The 18847-nt window shown below is 42.3% G+C and carries 13 protein-coding genes; 10 read left to right on the top strand and 3 right to left on the bottom strand.

Annotation, left to right across the window (positions count from 1 at the left end):
* The first annotated feature begins 890 nt into the window (after positions 1 to 890).
* Together HFV01_RS21680 and HFV01_RS21675 are read left to right on the top strand one after the other, a co-directional pair.
* On the top strand, positions 891 to 2939 hold the full coding sequence (locus HFV01_RS21680) for an SBBP repeat-containing protein (RefSeq protein WP_315639493.1): 2049 nt from the start codon (positions 891 to 893) through the stop codon (positions 2937 to 2939).
* 636 nt (positions 2940 to 3575) lie between these two features.
* Positions 3576 to 4739 carry a lactate racemase domain-containing protein gene (locus HFV01_RS21675; protein ID WP_035758710.1) on the top strand — a complete coding sequence of 388 codons (1164 nt, stop codon included), beginning with the start codon at positions 3576 to 3578 and terminating at the stop codon, positions 4737 to 4739.
* On the opposite strand, the gene HFV01_RS21670 is transcribed toward HFV01_RS21675, so the two are convergent.
* Positions 4725 to 5738, bottom strand: a complete 1014-nt coding sequence (locus tag HFV01_RS21670) for an AEC family transporter (RefSeq protein WP_008057450.1) — start codon at positions 5736 to 5738, stop codon at positions 4725 to 4727. The genes HFV01_RS21675 and HFV01_RS21670 overlap by 15 nt on opposite strands.
* A gap of 49 nt (positions 5739 to 5787) precedes the next feature.
* On the opposite strand from HFV01_RS21670, the gene HFV01_RS21665 reads away from it, so the two are divergent.
* From HFV01_RS21665 to HFV01_RS21640, 6 genes are all read left to right on the top strand, one after another.
* Positions 5788 to 6507, top strand: coding sequence for an NAD-dependent epimerase/dehydratase family protein (locus HFV01_RS21665; RefSeq protein ID WP_006621263.1), 720 nt, complete (start codon positions 5788 to 5790; stop codon positions 6505 to 6507).
* On the top strand, positions 6500 to 7030 hold the full coding sequence (locus tag HFV01_RS21660; protein WP_006670944.1) for a phosphate-starvation-inducible PsiE family protein: 531 nt from the start codon (positions 6500 to 6502) through the stop codon (positions 7028 to 7030). The genes HFV01_RS21665 and HFV01_RS21660 overlap by 8 nt, the downstream gene beginning before the upstream one ends.
* 225 nt (positions 7031 to 7255) lie before the next feature.
* The gene (locus HFV01_RS21655; protein WP_008057445.1) at positions 7256 to 8632 is read left to right on the top strand and encodes an ABC transporter substrate-binding protein; all 1377 of its coding nucleotides are present in this window, start codon (positions 7256 to 7258) and stop codon (positions 8630 to 8632) included.
* Positions 8633 to 8696: 64 nt separating this feature from the next.
* On the top strand, positions 8697 to 11945 hold the full coding sequence (locus HFV01_RS21650; RefSeq protein ID WP_193520374.1) for a response regulator: 3249 nt from the start codon (positions 8697 to 8699) through the stop codon (positions 11943 to 11945).
* On the top strand, positions 11935 to 13347 hold the full coding sequence (locus tag HFV01_RS21645) for an adenylate/guanylate cyclase domain-containing protein (RefSeq protein ID WP_006669861.1): 1413 nt from the start codon (positions 11935 to 11937) through the stop codon (positions 13345 to 13347). Before HFV01_RS21650 ends, HFV01_RS21645 begins: the two co-directional genes overlap by 11 nt.
* Positions 13348 to 13366: 19 nt before the next feature.
* Positions 13367 to 13747, top strand: a complete 381-nt coding sequence (locus HFV01_RS21640) for a response regulator transcription factor (protein WP_006621258.1) — start codon at positions 13367 to 13369, stop codon at positions 13745 to 13747.
* 63 nt (positions 13748 to 13810) lie between these two features.
* On the opposite strand, the gene HFV01_RS21635 is transcribed toward HFV01_RS21640, so the two are convergent.
* Positions 13811 to 15058 carry a hypothetical protein gene (locus HFV01_RS21635; protein ID WP_006621257.1) on the bottom strand — a complete coding sequence of 416 codons (1248 nt, stop codon included), beginning with the start codon at positions 15056 to 15058 and terminating at the stop codon, positions 13811 to 13813.
* Between the two features lie 328 nt (positions 15059 to 15386).
* Here HFV01_RS21635 and HFV01_RS21630 point away from each other — a divergent pair, with 328 nt between their 5' ends.
* On the top strand, positions 15387 to 15815 hold the full coding sequence (locus HFV01_RS21630; protein ID WP_006621256.1) for a hypothetical protein: 429 nt from the start codon (positions 15387 to 15389) through the stop codon (positions 15813 to 15815).
* Between the two features lie 63 nt (positions 15816 to 15878).
* Positions 15879 to 17924 (top strand): ABC1 kinase family protein, encoded by a 2046-nt coding sequence (locus HFV01_RS21625; RefSeq protein ID WP_006621255.1) that lies wholly within the window; start codon positions 15879 to 15881, stop codon positions 17922 to 17924.
* 45 nt (positions 17925 to 17969) lie between these two features.
* Here HFV01_RS21625 and HFV01_RS21620 read toward each other — a convergent pair whose 3' ends face one another.
* Complete coding sequence (locus HFV01_RS21620; RefSeq protein ID WP_046320018.1) at positions 17970 to 18602, bottom strand: GNAT family N-acetyltransferase; 633 nt, start codon at positions 18600 to 18602, stop codon at positions 17970 to 17972.
* Positions 18603 to 18847 lie beyond the last annotated feature (245 nt).

Below are 18847 nucleotides of genomic sequence, written 5' to 3'. Positions count from 1 at the left end.
ATCTGGTGTCCTGTACTACCATAAAATTATGATTAAACTGATAAAGCAAAAAAAATGAATTAATGAGCGTAAATTTGGCTTAATAATTATAAATAACTACTTACGAGATGTCCGGTATTCTCAGTATAGGTCCTTTGGGTGTTCGGATGCTTTTACGGGGTAGGTTTTAGAGTGTGGGGAAAAATAGTGCGATCGCTTTTTTTAAGAATGAGGGTGGCCGGTTATATAGCCTATTTAAGTAGGTTGGGTGGAGGAACGGAACCCAACACCACCATCTCACCGCTGTTGGGTTTCACCCAACCTACCCAGAGCTATAGGCTCAAAAAACCATTATATATGTCGGCACGGTTTCCCATGATTTAATAATAAGTAAAGCTCCCATATTTGTCAAGGCAAAAATTGGGATTTTTAGAGTTTTTTTAGGATTGCCTAAGCTGCTGATGAGTGGGGGGTTTTAGAGAGTGTGGGGAAATGGTGCGATCGCTTTTTTTAAGAATGAGGGTGGCCGGTTATATAGCCTATTTAAGTAGGTTGGGTGGAGGAACGGAACCCAACACCACCATCTCACCGCTGTTGGGTTTCACCCAACCTACCCAGAGCTATAGGCTCAAAAAACCATTATATATGTCGGCACGGTTTCCCATGATTTAATAATAAGTAAAGCTCCCATATTTGTCAAGGCAAAAATTGGGATTTTTAGAGTTTTTTTAGGATTGCGTAATCTGCTGATTGGTAGCGGGTTTTAGAGAGTGTGGGGAAATGGTGCGATCGCTTTTTTTTAGCCCTGATGGTGGCCGGTTATATTGAGAGCCAAGTACAATTGTCGTTAGCCATGTAAATACCAATCCAGGTATGAAATCCCCATGGCTCCATTGGAGGGGGATACCCTAATGAACAATACTAGCGAAATATTCCATATTTTTGAATCATCAGATTCTCAGAATTTCATGCCCTCACAGGGATTCAGTGGGGTAGAAGGTGAACCAGTAGCAGTACAGATGTCCGCGCCGCCAGAGTTCGCCTGGACGCGCCTGTTGGGAAGCGGTGAGGAGGACTCGGCTACTGCTCTGACCACCGGTAGTGATGGCTCGATTTATGTGGCGGGCTATACTTATGGCGACCTAGACGGACAAACCAATAGTGGTAGGGCTGATGCCTTTATCAGCAGGTTCCAGCCTGATGGCACTCAAGATTGGACGCGCCTGTTGGGAAGCGGTGATTCGCGCTATGCTCATGCCCTGACCACCGGTAGTGATGGCTCGATTTATGTGGCGGGTACGACTTGGGGCGACCTAGATGGACAAACCAATAGTGGTAGCTGGCCTGATGCCTTTATCACCAAGTTCCAACCTGATGGCACTCAAGACTGGACGCGCCTGTTGGGAAACAGTGACGGTGACGGGGCTCATGCCCTGACCACCGGTAGTGATGGCTCGATTTATGTGGCGGGAAGGACTCGGGGCGACCTAGACGGACAAACCTATAGTGGTGAGGAAGATGCCTTTATCACTAAGTACCAGCCCAATGGCGCTAAAGCCTGGACTCGCCTGTTGGGAACCAGGCTTTGGGACGTGGCTCATGCCCTGACCACCGGTAGTGATGGGTCTATTTATGTGGCGGGAAGGACTTTTGGCGGCCTAGACGGACAAACCCATAGTGGTGGTTTTTATTTTGTGCCTGATGCCTTTATTAGCAGGTTCCAGCCTGATGGCACTACAGACTGGACGCGCCAGTTGGGAACCCGTGGTGGGGACGTGGCTCATGCCCTGACCACCGGTAGTGATGGCTCGATTTATGTGGCGGGCTATACTGAAGGCAACCTAGGTGGACAAACCAATAGTGGTAGTGGTAGGGGTGATGCCTTTATCAGCAGGTTCCAGCCTGATGGCACTCAAGATTGGACTCGCCTCCTGGGAACCAGTGCTTCGGACTCGGCTAGTGCCCTGACCACCGGTAGTGATGGCTCGATTTATGTGGCGGGCTGGACTGGGGGCGACCTAGACGGGCAAACCAATAGTGGTGGCGAATGGGATGCCTTTATCGGCAGGTTCCAGCCTGATGGTACTCAAGACTGGACGCGCCTGTTGGGAACCAGGTTGAATGACCATGCTCGTGCCCTGACCACCGGTAGTGATGGGTCTATTTATGTGGCGGGCTCGACTGCGGGCGACCTAGATGGGCAAACCAATAGTGGTGAGCGGGATGCCTTTATTAGCAGGTTGATAGTAGATGGTACTGACACACCGGGGAGACCAGAAATTCATCAAGTCATTAATTGGGATAGTTTCCCGCCTCAAATTACCGGAGTTTTGCCAACCGAGAATCAAGGCTCTATTACTCAACCTTTACCCAATCAATGGTTTGGGACTGACCATCATGATGTAATTATCGGGACGGCTTCTGATGAAACTTTGCTGGGTTTTCAAGGTGATGATTGGCTCCAGGTTTCCCAGGGAGATAATACTCTGTTTGGCGGTCAGGGTAATGATATCTTAGTTGCTGGTCAGGGGGATGATATCCTATTGGGAAATAAAGATGATGATATCCTATTTGGAGGCGACGGCAATGATGCCATTTATGGTGGTCAGGGGAATGATACCTTGGTAGCAGGTAATGGGAATCATATTTTGTTTGGAGACCAGGGTAATGATATCCTATTTGGAGGCGCTCAAGGTGTTGATACTCTGGTGGGAGGCGAGGGAAATGATACTTTGGTAATGCTTCCGGGAGAAGGTTACAGCATAGTAACTGACTTTCAGGTAAATCAGGATATGGTGGTTTTGCTCGGTAGCCCTGATGACTATGAAATTGGGTCACTACCCAGCGGTTTTCATAGTGGTACAGCTATTTATGTAGCCGGTTCTGACCAACTGGTGGGTGTCCTGGAAGGGGTTACTAATGTCAGTTTAGAAGATGGTAATATCTTCGGTTGGGGGTAGGTGATGGTTGGGCGGCTTTCCGTTTAGCTACTTGTCTATGAGATGGGCTGAAAGTGCGATCGCTTTTTTCGATTTACTGCCTAATTAGAACCTTGACCCGTTTCTAGGCATATATATGTCGCCACGGATTTCCATGCTTCTATAATAAGTCAAGTGGCGGGATTTGTCAAGGGGTAAAACTGGGATTTTGGGAGTTTTTTTAAGGATGGCTGAAATGGGTGATTTGGCGGCGGTTGGGTGAGGGGTTAGAGAAGGGGTTGATTGACGGTGTTGGGTTGCACCTAACCTACTTTCATCAGATGACGGTGTTGGGTTGCACCTAACCTACTTTCATCAGATGACGGTGTTGGGTTGCACCTAACCTACTTTCATCAGATGACGGTGTTGGGTTGCACCCAACCTACTTTCATGATTTGACGGTGTTGGGTTGCACCCAACCTACTTTCATGATTTGACGGTGTTGGGTTGCACCCAACCTACTTTCATGATTTGACGGTGTTGGGTTGCACCCAACCTACTTTCATCAGATGACGGTGTTGGGTTGCACCCAACCTACTTTCATGATTTGACGGTGTTGGGTTGCACCCAACCTACTTTCATGATTTGATGGCGCTAATTGCTGATATTTAAGTGAGTATGAAAATTATCACCCTAGAAACAGTTAGTCTGATTTCTGTTGATGCTATTGTCCGCACAATAACCGATTATTTGTTGTCCATAAATCAACGGTGCGATCGCCTTCTGATTATCTGTGAAGATGTCACCCGTTCCACACCTATTGACCTCTTTTTTTCCCAATTATTAGCCTTTATTAACAGAAGTTTATCCCCAGAAATTACCGTAATCTTTGCCTTGGGAACTCATCGACCGATGACTGAGACCGAAATGCTCAATAAATTGGGAATATCCCCCACAGAGGCTGAACAGATAAACCTGTTAAATCATAATGCCTTTGATGATAGTCATTTAGTCGAAATTGGCGTGATTGATGGGGTCACTGTCAAGTTAAACAGGGTGATGATGAATCAGGATGTCGTCATGTGTTTGGGGAGTGTATTTCCTCATCGAGTTGTGGGATTTTCTGGGGGGACAAAATATCTGTGTCCGGGAATTGCTAATCAAGCCATAATTGATTACACTCACTGGAAAAGTAACCTCTTCCCTACTGAAGAAATTATGGCAAAAGTGGATAACCCAATTAGGGATATATTAGCTCAAGTGGGAGAGTTAGCTACTCAAGCCTTTCCGGCTACTTTCGTTTCCGTTAACTTTGTTACCCTTCCCACTGGTATTGTCGATGTGTTTGTGGGTGATTTACAATCTTCCTATCGTCAGGCGGCCGCACTTAGTGCTAAATTGTTTTTAAAAACTGTTGAACCCTGCGATAAATTGCTGGCTATTGTGGATGACAAAAGTGCCGATTTTTGGCAGGCTGCTAAAGCCGTTTATAACTGTGCAGATATGGTCAGAGATGGGGGAACTTTGGTGGTGAGAGGGAAGTTGGCTGAGGGGATTTCTGCCACCCACGGGGATATTATTAATCAATTCGGTTATGCTATTCCTGAACAGGTGAAAACCTGGGTTGATTCGGGAGAGTTAAATAATCCCCTAGTGGCTAGTCATTTAATTAGGGTTGGGCAGCATTTACAGAGAATTAAGGTGTTTTTGGCATCGGAATATATTGATGAGAAAATGTGCGATCGCATTAATTTAGGCTATCGCGACCCCGCTAGTTTAGACCCCTCAGAATTTGATGCTATTGTTTACCATGCTACCGATTTAATTTTAAGGCGCAAATAGCCATAACCACATCGGGATTGTCATTAATAAACCCACCGAACCTAAAGCTACAGTAGCTACCGATAAATCCTTGTCAAGACCGTAGGCGATCGCATAAATTACCGTAGCAATAGAAGGCGGCATAGCCATTTGGAGAACAATAGCTAATCTCGGTAAACCTGTCACTCCCAAAAACATCAAACCTGTTCCTACTACTAACGGAACTACAATCATTTTAATAGCCAGACAAATTAACGCTTGGCTTAATTTTTGCAGTTTCCCTAATTGACTAAGTTGAATCCCAATCATAATAATCGCTAACGTGACAATAGACCAAGCCGAAGTTCTTAAACCATTTTCTGCCAGGTCTGGGAGGGGAACATGGCGGAAAAAAAACCCAAACCCAAAACTCCATAAAGCCGGATTTCCGAAAATAATTTGTAGTGGACTTTTCCGACGTTGTGCTAGGGGATTATTCCCATAATTAGCCGAAATCATATAGCCAATGCCGTGAAGTCCGGGACTGGTGGCGAGGGTATTATAAAGGACTGCCCATAAAAAGTATTCAGGACCGATTAAAGACAAGACTACAGGAAAGCCTAAATAAGAGGTATTTCCTACCATCATAGCTAGTAAAAAACTGCCTTGGGTTGGTCGAGTCCAGGCGGTGTCTGGGATGGGTTGATCTGATTTTAAATCGCGAGGGTTAATCAGACCAGAAGCGATCGCTTTAATACGTTCATCACTGATTTCTAATTCCATCCAAAAACGCGCAAAAACTGCCCCAACCAACATAGCAAGCCATCCCGCTATCGGGGAAATCCAAATATATCCAGAGATATCAACTCCCCGCATAAAGGCAATGATACCAAGGGGAACACCAATCCAATAGAGAAACTGGCCTAAATACTTGGATGTACTATCGGGGAGTTTTTTGCCGAGAATAAATCCTAGTAAAGCCCAGCCAATTAAATTGATGTATAATCTAACAATTGGATTTTCTAATAGAGTTAAAATCATGACAGGTTAATGTTAGAATCAGAATGAATTTGACTGGTTGACAAAGGAAATGCGAAAGGTTCTGATTACGGGTGCGGCTGGACAAATTGGCCGATCGCTTCGAGAATTGTTAGCTGGCTGTTACCAATTCCGATGTTTGGATCTTAAACCGATTTCTGGTGCTGATGATGTCATCATAGCCGATATTACTGATTTTGAAGCAGTATCCCAGGCTATGGACGGGGTTGATGGAGTAATTCATTTGGCGAGTAACCCAGACGTACAACAGCCTTGGGAGGATGTCTATCGGGGGGGAATTGCGGGAACTTATAATGTCTTTGAGGCGGCGAGACGGGTGGGGATAAAGCAGTTAATTTATGCTAGTAGTAATCATGTTTCCGGGTGGCGAGAAGTTATGGGAGAGTCCCATATCACCCCGGAAATGGTCGTGAGACCTGATTCTTTATATGGGGTTGGTAAGGCTTTTGGGGAGGCGTTGGCGCAGTTTTTTGTAGACCAATATGGGATGTCGATTATTTGCTTGCGGATTGGTTCATTTTTGCCATATCCTAATAGCGATCGCAGTTTGAAGACTTGGTGTAGTCCCAGAGATTTGGCGCAATTGGTGCAAAAATCCCTAGATCATCAAGATTTGGGTTTTCAGATTTTTTATGGGGTTTCTAACAATACTAATCGGATTTGGAACATTGACAACGCCCGTCAATTGATTGATTATCAACCCCAAGATAATGCCGAATTAAATTATATCACGGATAAACCCAATGTTTAAAAAAAAGTTGCAGCGAATTTTAAATCAGTTTCAAGATGAGAATTTTTTGGGGATGATTCACTGGGTGGAGAATTGCGTCTCTAAAATTTTGTCCGTGGCTTTAATTTTGGTAATCATCGTTTCTCTGGTGGATTTAATTCGGGTGTTGTTAACGGATTTATTTGCTGCCAAGCCAACCGGGTTTTTTGATGCAACTTTAATTGAGATTTTTGGGCTATTCTTGAATATTTTAATTGCTTTGGAGTTGCTGGAAAATATAACAGCTTATTTAAAAAAGCATATTGTTCAAGTTGAGTTAGTGGTGGTGACAGCTTTAATTGCTGTATCCCGAAAGATTATCATTTTTGACACCAATAAATATCAAAAAATCGATGTGATCGCTTTGGCGGGTGCGAGTTTAGCTTTGGCTGCTAGTTATTGGTTAATTCGGACTATGAATGAAGATATTGCCATCAAAAATAAAAGGTTTAACAAGTCTCGCAAATCTCGCCCTGATGAAGAAGAAGACCAAGAACATGAGTAACATCAATTTTATCGGAATTAGACAGGAAGTTAACATTATGTAACTATCCATGTTTATATAGCTTAATATTTCGGAAGATAACTTAACTAAATGATGGGCAATAATCCCCAGCAGCTATGGTATCCAGTCAACTGATCAAATCTTGAGAATCTTAATAGATTCCGTGGTAAAATTGGATATAGTTATGATTTAACTTGACACAATAGTTGTGGGTAGTATTTTACCATGCAAACACGCCAAGAATTTATTAAATATGGTCTTCTGTTCTTCTTATCATTAGGGGTAGTTACCTGTAACGCATCCCCATCGTCTGTGGGTTCTGGTGCTGGGGATAGGCCATTTAGGGTTTGGTGGCAACAGGGTTTTTATCCAGAAGAAACTCAAGAGATTCAGAGATTAGTCCAAGAGTGGGAAAATGAGACCGGAAATCGGGTAGAATTGACCTTCTACAGTGACGCAGATATGCTGAGAGAAACTAATAATGCGATCGCATCAGTTAATCCTCCCGACCTGTTATTTAGCACAGGCAAAGTCGAAACCTTAATCCCTAGTTTAGCGTGGGATAATCAACTGGTTGATCTATCGGATATAATTACTCCCCTGCGAAGCATTTACGATCGCGAAGCCCTGGAATCCGTAGCATACAAGAATTCCCACACCCGACAAACTGGGAAATATGCCGCCCCCCTCAGCCAGCAAACTATTCATATTCACTACTGGAAACCCCTAGTTGAACAAGCCGGATTTAGTAGCGATCGCATTCCTCAAGACTGGGAGGGATTTTGGCAATTTTGGAAAGACATTCAAGACGAATTACGTTCCCAGGGTCAGCAAAATATCTACGCCTTTGGTTTTCCCATGTCTCCCGCCGCCAGTGATACCTACTTCACCTTTGAGCAATTTTTAACAGCCCACAATGTACAATTAATCAGCCCCACAGGACAACTGCAAATTAGGGAACCCCGGGTGCGTCAAGGTCTGATTAACGCCTTGACCGAATACACCAACCTTTATAAAGATGGCTATGTTCCCCCTAGTGCCATCGATTGGGCAAATCCTGATAATAACGTCTCTTTCCTGAGTCGAAATTCAATTTTAACCGCTAACCCATCCCTATCAATTCCCGGTTCCCAGCGTCAGGATACCCAGACCTATTTTCAAGATTTAGTCACCATCGACTGGCCCAACACACTGAATGGCGATCGCCTTAATTCCGTTTCCAGTGTCAAAATGGTTGTTATATTTAAAGAGTCCCCCAATCAGGAACAAGCCAAAAGTCTACTATCCTATCTAATTCAACCAGAGAACTTAGGTTCCTATCTCCAGGGTGCTCAAGGACGCTATTTTCCGGTAATGCCAAAACTATTAGAAGATCCATTTTGGACAAATCCTGAAGATCCGCATATTTCAGCGTCTGTTCAGCAATATCAGCAAGCTAGGCCATTTGCACAATCATTTAATCCGGCTTATTCTCAAGTGCTATCGGATAATATTTGGGGTCAGGTGATCCGTGCTATTGTAGCTGATGGTATCTCACCAGAACAGGCAGCCGATCGGGCGATCGCTCAAATTGAGGGAATTTTCTCCAATTGGGAGCAATAATAGTTTATGGCCCACCATAGGAACCCGAATCAGGTTATAGCCAGAGTCTCCATGAGGTAAACAAATGAAACTCCTCAATCAAAGCCTACTGTCAAAATTGGTGGGTTACTTTTTTCTACTTTCCGGTGTCACCGTTGGGCTGGTTAGCTTTACTGTTAATATCCGCGCGCGGGAGTCCCTGAAACAATCAGTTTTTGAACGATTGCAAGTCGCCACCTCCCTTAAAGCCCATCAGGTCAACAAATGGGCCGAAAATCAACGCCGAGAAACCCTAGCTACAGCTAGTAACTTAACCGTCAGGACTCAAGCCGCAATTCTGGTAGACCCCAACGCCACACAAGCCCAAAAAGCCCAAGCCCAAGAGATCATCAACCAAGAATTAACTCACCTCCTCGCCCTCAAACCCGAAATTGATCGCATTTCCCTACTGACTACCGCCGGAATTATCATCTATTCTACCGACCCCACCATTATCGGAAACTATCAACCTCTAGGTAATACCACTACCTATTTTGAAAGCATGGAGTCAGGCGATCGAGTCCGTCCTAATTTTTACACCTCCACCAAAACTGGGCGACCCATGATCACCCTAGCCGCCCCCGTTTTTCGTCCTACCTCTTCCACTAGCGCCACCCTCGATATACCAGAGTTAGACGATATCCTTGCTATTCAAACCCTGTTGGCTAACGGAGGGTTTTATAATGGTTCCATTGATAATATATGGGGTCTGCAAACCCAAACAGCGATCGAAAACGCTCAAAATGCCTATGGACTCCCAGTAACTGGACAACCCGATCGCCCTACCCTAGAACAATTGGTGCAATCAGCCAACAATATTAATTTACCCCCAGAAAATCAACGTATAGCTGTCATTGCACTAGATTTGAACCTGAATAGCATCGATGAAATTATCCGAAAAAGGGCGGGTTTAGGAAACAGTGGCGAAACTTATTTGGTCGGTCGTTTAGAAAGCCAAAGCGCTTTGATTTCTAGTCACCAAATCGGAGAAGAAAAACTGATCCAAGCTGTTAGCAGTCCCGGAATTGATGCAGCTTTGCGGGGAGAAACCGGAGAGGGTATTTATCGCAATTATGATGGTATTCCCGTGATTGGGGTATATACCTGGTTAGAGAAGCAAAATTTGGCTTTGATTGCCGAAATGGAACAACAAGAAGCCTTTGCTCCCGCTAATCGACTTGCTAAAGATATCTTGTTACTAGGGTTGACTTCCATCAGTTTACTGTTGATTGCTGTCTATCTGTTAACCAGGAAAATTACCCAGCCCATTCTGGCGATTACTGAGACTGCGTTAAAAGTTTCTGATGGCAACTTTGACTGTCAAGCACCCGTTTTAACTCAAGACGAAATTGGGATTTTGGCTCGGACTTTTAATCAGATGATTACTGATATCAAAGAGTTTAATCAACAGTTATCTGATGCTAATCAATATTTAGAAGAAAGGGTGAAAATGGCTACCGTTGAACTTCAGGAAACTTTGGCTAATCTGACTTCAATTATTGACCACATTGCTGATGGATTGTTAGTCACTGATACCGAAGGTAAAATTACTCGCACTAATCCCGCTTTGGCTAATTTGTTTGATTTGGGAGATGTGGATATACGCGGTAAATTGTGCAGCGAAGCCTTTGATGGGGATGTGATGGATTTGCTTTTGCAGTCTAAAGCTAAACCTCTGGATGCTTTCGGGGGAGAGGTGAAATTAGAAGGCGATCGCATTGGTCAAGCCGTCGCTAAGGGTGTACTTAAACAGGTATCTTCCCCATCAGGTTCAGAAGAATTAATATATATTGGTTCAGTCGTATTATTTAGGGATATTACAGCCGAAAAAGAAATAGATCGGATGAAAACTGATTTTATCTCCACCGTATCCCACGAATTAAGAACACCTTTAACCTCTGTTTTAGGGTTTGCTAAATTGATTCAGAAAAAACTCGATGATGTGATTTTCCCCTTCATTAAAACTGATGATAAGAAAATCAATAGAGCCGTTAATCAAGTCGCTAGTAATGTAGATATTATTGTTTCCGAAGGCATACGATTAACCAATCTAATTAATGATGTGCTTGATATTGCCAAAATGGAAGCTGGTAAGACCGAATGGCATATAGAACCCTTATCTATCAAAACAGTAGTAGAACGAGCCATATCTGCCACTACTTCTTTATTTAATAACAAGCCAATTAAATTAATTGTTAATATTCCCGAAAATCTCCCCGATATTATGGGAGACAATGATAAATTAATGCAGGTTTTTATTAACTTAATTTCTAATGCTGTAAAATTCACAGAAACAGGTAATGTAACATTAAAATTAATGGCGGTCAAGTCCGCGATTAAGGTGTCCGTAAAAGACACAGGTTGTGGTATTGATGCTGCTGATAGAGAACAGGTTTTCGAGAAGTTTAAACAGGTAGGTAATACCCTAACTAATAAACCGCAAGGAACTGGTTTAGGCTTGCCAATTTGCCAAGAAATTATCCAGCATCACGGCGGGTCGATTTGGGTAGAAAGTCAGGTGGGAGTGGGTAGTACCTTTTATTTTACCTTGCCTTTACCTGACGTTAAAGACATTGAAAACGCTGTTAAAACCCTCGATTTACAATCTTTAATTAATCACCTAACTAATGAAAAATATCAGGATAATCAGTCCATAGGAGAACAGAAAAAGACTATTTTAATCGTGGATGATGACCCAAGTATTAGAGAGTTATTGCGTCAAGAATTAGATGCCGAAGGCTATAATGTCCGCTTGGCAAAAGATGGTCGAGAAGCCATTAGTCAAATTAAACAAAATCCACCAGATTTAGTAATTCTTGATATTATTATGCCGGAGATTAATGGTTTTGATGTGGCAGCTATTTTAAAACATGACCCGGAAACTCAGCATATTCCTATTTTGGTTGTCTCCGCTGATGACTCAGTTAGTCGTGGCTATCAGGTAGGGGTTGATAAATACCTAACTAAGCCAGTGGCTCAAGAAACTTTATTACAAGAAGTTAAATCTTTGTTTGCTCGTGGAGAGTCTCCTAAACGGGTGTTAATTGTCGATCGCGATATTTCTACCCTTGAGATTTTAAATGAAGTCCTAAAAACTCAAGGTTATCTTGTATCTCAGACCCAAGGGGAGGAAGAGTTTTTGCCTCAAATTCGAGCCATGAAACCAGATTTAGTTATTGCTAATGCGGAATTTTCCAAAAAGTATAATTTAGTCCGTAGTTTTAAGTTTGAAAAAGAACTAGCTAATATCTTTCTATTTTTGTTAGAAGACTCCCGTAGCAACCATGAAGATTAAACTTAAACAAATTTTACGTTTTCCTGATATTGCCTCAATTATCGATGAAATGATTAAGTTGAATAATGGCTCGATTTCTATTTTTGACCATGAGGGTAATTGTCTATTGGGGAACCTTCAACCACTCCCTACAGAAACTTATCCGATTTTACTTCATAATCAATCTATTGGTTGGGTGGAAGGCGATCGACAAGCCGCCACAGTCGCTTCCCTCCTCACTTATTTAGTTAATCGAGAATGGGAACGGAAAACTTTGGCTCATGAAACCTTGGAAAGGTACAAGGAAATTAATCTGCTTTACCGAATTTCGGAAAAATTGAGTGCCGTTTTGGATAATAAATCTTTGGCTTTACTGATTTTAGAAGAAGCTATGCAAGCCATTCGAGCTACTGGCGGTTTTGTGATGACTTGTAATCAGGACAATCCACCAAATCAACAGTGTCAAATGATTGTAGTATCTGGTGAATCTTCTCAACTGAGTTATCCCTTGGCTGAGAAAATTGCCGATGCTATTTTTGATTTTACTCAGCCGGAAATTATTAATAATATTGCTTATGATTTTCGCTTTGCTTTCATGGCTTCCCAAATATCGGCTCTGTTATTTTCGCCTCTCAAACATCAAAACCGGATTTTGGGGTTTATTGTTTTATTCAGCACTCAATCTGTCTCCTATAATGCTAGTGACTTAAAGCTATTGACAGCGATCGCATCTCAGGCGGCTAATGCTATTGAAAATATCCGATTTCATGAATATCGATTGCAGGAAGAACGGATTAAAAGCAACTTGGAAAGATATATGTCACCTCAGTTAGTCGAGGCTGTCATTAACTCCAAAGATGAAAATTTGCTGAAAAACTGCCGCAAAAATTTAGTGATTTTATTTGCTGATATCCGCGATTTTACCACTAAGTGCGAAGAATTGCCACCGGAAAAAATTGTCGAATATTTGAATATTTATTTTGAAGAGATGGTTAATGTCATTTTTGAACATGGGGGGACTGTCAATAAGTTTGTCGGAGATATGATGGTTTGTATGTTTGGCGCTCCCGCTAGTCTGACTAATTGTGAACAACGAGCCATAGAAGCCGCCATTGGAATGCAAAATCGCTTACAAGAAATCTCTAATCATTGGATTCGAGACAATTTTCATACCGGAATTGGTATTAGTTCCGGCGAGGTGGTGGTTGGGAATATTGGCTCACCCCATCACGTTGATTATACTGCGATCGGAGATGAGGTTAATGTGGCCTCTCGATTACAATCTTTGGCCAAGGGTAGACAAATACTGGTAGGACGTAGTATATATGATGCAACACAAAATGATTTCTCTTTTAAAGAGGTGGGTATTGTTAAGCTCAAAGGTAAAAAAAATAAGATAGAAGTCTTTGAAGTGTTATATTGAGGAGTTTAGGGAAAAGCTGATGTCACCAAGTATTTTAATTGTAGATGATGAACCTCATATCAGGCTATTGCTTCAACAAACTTTGGAAGAACTAGAAGATGAGGGTGTAGAATTATTAATTGCTGATAATGGTGAGGCGGCGTTAGCCATTATCAAAGAACAAAAGCCGGATTTAATTTTTCTGGATGTGATGATGCCGAAAATGAATGGTTTTGATGTCTGTAACGCCGTCAAAAATGAACTGGGATTATCTGATGTTTTTGTGATTATGCTCACTGCTAAAGGTCAGGAATTTGATAAACAACAGGGTGAAAAGGTGGGAGCCAATTTGTATATGACTAAGCCTTTTGACCCTGATGAAGTCCTAGAAAAGTCCATGGAAATCCTAGGGATGTGTTAACCGCTAATCACGCGGACTTTAGCACCTAACCCCTAACTAAAAAAAATAGATTCCCACTTGCTCTTAACTATCTAAGTTGAGAGTTTGTTTAATTTGATCAATGCAATTATCAGGATTCACAATGGTTAAGCCTCGCAGTGTAGTCAGATCTCCTGTTTGTTGTGTATCTGCTTGTAATAATACCATCATCGACGATTCTTTCGGTAATTCTAGGGAATTTCTATGATTCTCATAGGTACTGATAGTCGGGTTATAATTTTTACCTGATTTGCATTCAACCCAGAGAACTTGTTGGTTAACCCAAAATAGAAAATCTAACTCAAATACATTTCCATTCGCAAATTCTAGCTTGGGATTAATTAAGCACTGATAGCTCAGATTATACTCATTAAATAAATTGGTGATTTTGTGGTAAATAAACCTCTCAAACCAAATACCATTAAAGAAATTGATGATTTGTCCTTGGGGGTCAACTTGACCGGAAATGGTTCTAGTATTTTTATTATAGTGATAGGTTGACAGAAAGCTGAGACGACTTAGCTTATTACATAATTGTGTCGATTGCGATATCTCTGGTTGACTGCTATTTGATAAGTTGAGATGAAAAGGACTTCGGCTACAAATACTCTGGACGATCGCTTGATGTAATCTGCTTAAATTTTGGTAGTTATTACCAATGATATCAGCTAGTTGATTTAGCACATCATCTGAATCACTAGGTTGATTACTACTGTTAACTTTAATCTCCAGTTTTTCTAGCCAGTTAATTAATTCGGTCGGTTCTTGGTTGGTTTTTACGGGTTCAGGTGAAGGAATCTTAGGTTCTAATACCTGCAACACTCTTTCTAATTGGGATGAAATTTCAGACAGACGGTTAATTTCAGTTTTGACAGATTCGTGTAACTGTTCCAAGTCTTGTTTCAGAGGGAGTAAGTCGGAAGTCTTACCGTTTATTTGTGGTGCGGTAATAGCCCGAGGGGAGTTGGCTCCTAGGGGGATTACATTGTCAGTCTTCTTCTGCTCAACTTCGACTCGATAAACTAATTTCCAACGACCTTCATTCGTCTTATAGATTTTTATATAGTTAATAGACTGTAAGTTAAACTTGCTGGCTTCCACATACTTATAAACAGCATCCCCTACGGTTTTTCCTCCCAGTTGGGAAGATTCTAAAAATAACTTAATGTCTCCTTGAACACAGTCAAACTTTACCCGAATACCTTTCGATTCTAGTTTGTTTTTAATTAATGTAGCGATCGCATTAATATCTCCTTGTTTGGCTAGGTCTAAAACCGAGAAAGCCGTACTCATCCTAAGAGTCCTCGTTAATTGGGCTGTTAGCAACAACTGTCTACTGTTGCCAGTAAATTTATTTTAAGCCGCATACCATAAACTAGACAATGTGGAAATTACGGAAAATTCCCTAGTCCAATCTGCTTATATGGTTCAACTAATCCGCAATAATACTGATTGATATGGCTACAGTATTGATAATAAATGATTAGTCATTCCTGCCAAAAATTAAATATTATTAAAGATTTGAATCTCCCCGACATCATCTTTTTTAAGCTAAAATAATCAATAGGAGTCAGAAATTCTCCCAATTGGCAACGATGAAGGGCAACCAGGAACAAAAATTATGGCTTCCGAAAACCAAGTGAAACAATACCTAGCCTACTGGTTTCAGTTAGGCAAAAAAGTTGTCCTGAATAACGGCAACCAAACTCAACTACCATTACCGACGATTACAGGCGATCGCTATAGCCGAGAATTTGAGAAGTGCTGGGAACAAATTTTAAGTCCAGAGTCTGGCGACTGCTACCTAGAGGGAACCAATGAGACCATAGCAGAACTGCTGACACCAGAATGGGAAATCATCGACTGTGCTAGGTGTGCAATTCCTATTCCGGTCCGCACTCACGGTATGCCAACACCCTGCTGTCCCTGTTTTGACTTAAAAGATTGGCCAAACTCCGAATCACCTCCTCCTAGGCTTCCCGTCAACAGTCGTTGTCATTTACTTAATCTATGTCATAGATTGATGCGAGAGTCAATTCAACACGGTTAGAACTTTAGCTGAAAATTTGTTACGATAGTTTACAATCAACATCAGACCCTAACCAAGATTGACATGACAGCTAAACCAGTGTTGCCTACATTGTCCGAGGCTGACTCCAACTCACTAACGCCGAAAGCACTCGAAACCGAGGCTATTGATGTGAACTACTCGGAAACCATAGATACACCAGCCAACTCGGAGGATGTCTTATTGCGTTATGACCCCGAAGCGATCGCCAATCATTATCGTTCGCGGATTTTTGAGGTTTGGGGTCGCCTGTTGTCAATTATCTGGAAACTAGGATTCTGGTATTGGGGAATTTGGAGCGATCGCCGATTTGCTAGAGGCGATCGTAATCAGCGAAAACGAGCCATTCAACTGCGAAACCTGCTAACCGAACTCGGTCCAGCCTTCATCAAAATCGGACAAGCCTTATCAACCCGTCCTGATTTAGTACCGCCACTATATCTTGAGGAATTAACCAAACTCCAGGACCAATTACCCCCCTTCCCCAACGAAGTAGCCTATCGGTTTATTGAAGAGGAATTAGGCGCGCGACCAGAAAACATCTATGCTGAACTTAGCCGCGACCCCCTCGCCGCCGCGTCCCTGGGACAAGTTTATAAAGGCAAACTGAAAACAGGTGAAACCGTAGCCGTCAAAGTTCAGCGTCCTGACCTGTGCGAAAGAATAGGACTAGATATTTATATTCTGCGAACTTTGGCAATTTGGGCGAATAATAACTTGAAATTTATTCGCAGCGACTTAGTAGCGATTATGGATGAGTTGGGGAGTCGCATTTATGAAGAAATGGACTACAACCAAGAAGGTCATAATGCGGAACGCTTCCAAGAACTCTACGGACATTTAAAAGATATTTATGTACCCCGTATCTATTGGGAATATACCGGACGGCGGGTGCTAACAATGGAGTGGGTGACGGGAACCAAACTCACGAATTTAGAAGAAATTGCGGCTCAGGGAATTGATGCTCGTTATTTGATTGAAGTGGGGGTGCAATGTTCCCTCCGTCAACTCCTAGAACATGGCTTTTTTCATGCTGACCCTCACCCCGGAAACTTGCTGGCTAGTCCAGATGGCAAGTTAGTTTATCTCGATTTCGGGATGATGAGCGAGGTTAAACCCTATCAGCGTTATGGTCTACTAGAAGCAGTGGTGCATCTAGTTAATCGGGATTTTGAAGGTTTAGCCAACGACTATGTAAAACTGGAGTTTTTGAGTCCTGACACTGACCTAACCCCGATTATCCCAGCTTTAGGGGAAGTTTTTAATAATGCTTTGGGTGCTAGTGTAGCCGAGTTGAATTTTAAAAGCATTACCGATGAACTTTCGGCTTTGATGTATGAGTACCCGTTTAAGGTTCCGGCTTATTATGCGCTAATTATCCGATCGCTGGTAACTTTAGAGGGAATTGCGATTAATGTAGACCCCAATTTTAAAGTTCTCAGCAAAGCCTATCCTTATGTAGCCAAACGCTTGTTAAGTGACCCATCGCCAGAGTTGCGAACTTCTCTGCGCCTACTACTATTTAAAGATGGTTCCTTCCGGTGGAATCGTTTGGAAAATTTGCTGAAAAATGCTAAAAATAGCGATGATTATGATATCAATAAGGTTCTGGATCAGACTTTAGATTTCCTGTTCTCGGAAAGAGGAGAGTTTATCCGAGAAAATCTGGCGCGGGAACTGGTTAATAATATTGATTTGGCTTCCCAAAGTGCGATCGCTAAAGCACAAAGGACTATTGCTCAATGGATGGGGGTTAAGACTAAAACACCGGTCAAGCCAGTATCAGAAACTGACAGCAAAAATCTTGATCATGTTCAGCGGATTATTGCTATTCTTCAGGAAACTAAAGGTTTCGACCCCATGCTATTAGTCCAGCGGGTTCCCAACTTATTAGGAAAACCGGAAGTCCGAGATTTGAGTCAGCAGGTCGCGGGAGATTTAGCACAAAGAGCGATCGCTCGTCTCCTTCGAGAGATGTTAGCCTCGGATGAATCTAACCCCGCATCCCAAAACGGAAATTCGGCTAAACCCGCTGAGGTTAAACCTTTCCCACAATTATCTCTCCCCGCCGCCTTTCGGTTTGATAATTAATGATTAATTGACCCGCCCTATTATCACAGGTAATTACAATGACGACTAACTAACCAAATTAATGTCGTGTTTTATATCTGCAATCCAATTAAAAATCGAGTCATCAGGATTGCAGTTATAGACCTCTGAATATAAGTCGCGGATTAACTGCTGTACAAGGGTTTGGGGTAACTTGTCATGATGTTTTTCGCCGATAATCATTAACATCATTTCGGTGGTTGTAGTGCCATCTAAGGCAGGAAAAATGTAGATAATATCCTGAAATATCTTAGCGCCTAACCTTCGATAAAAGGCAACGCGGCGCTGTTTTAACTGGCGATTTTCGCCAAAATCTGGATGTTCCACCTCTAGGATAAGTGATTTATCATCCTGTTGAACCACATTGATAATATACTCTAAAAACCGAGAACCGATTTTAATGTTTCTTAAATGGGGAACGGTGGCTAAATATCCTAACAAAACAAATTCGGAATTTGGCAGAGGATGGACAATGGACATCAGGGCAAATTCTTGCTGATAATATCCCCCCCATAGTTGAATATTGCCTAACTTGAGCGACCGGGATATGATGGGAATGGGGATGATTTCCTGGGGTAAAAAACTCTGTTGATAGAGTGCGATCGCCTTGGCAAAATCAGGATTTTCGAGGGTAATTTGTTGGAACTCGACCTCGGACATACTAATCAATTAACTCCCAGTTGATATCCTACTTAATCGAAGAAACCCCTTGAAACAGTAAAATGAGACCCCCGACCAAAATAGCGATCGCCAAAAAGCCGATAATCCCATCAAGTAGGGCCGTATCTTCCATAATCTACCTTCCTAGCCTTTCACAGGTCCCCATGTTAGCACGATTACGGAAAAAGCCACTAACCATATATGCTACCCTAATGGGTAAACCCCTATAATACCTGATTGGCAAT

The organism is Limnospira fusiformis SAG 85.79 (genome assembly GCF_012516315.1).
Classification (GTDB): domain Bacteria; phylum Cyanobacteriota; class Cyanobacteriia; order Cyanobacteriales; family Microcoleaceae; genus Limnospira; species Limnospira fusiformis.
The sequence above is the reverse complement of the archived record's forward strand: the minus strand, read 5'-3'. Positions and strand labels throughout refer to the sequence as shown.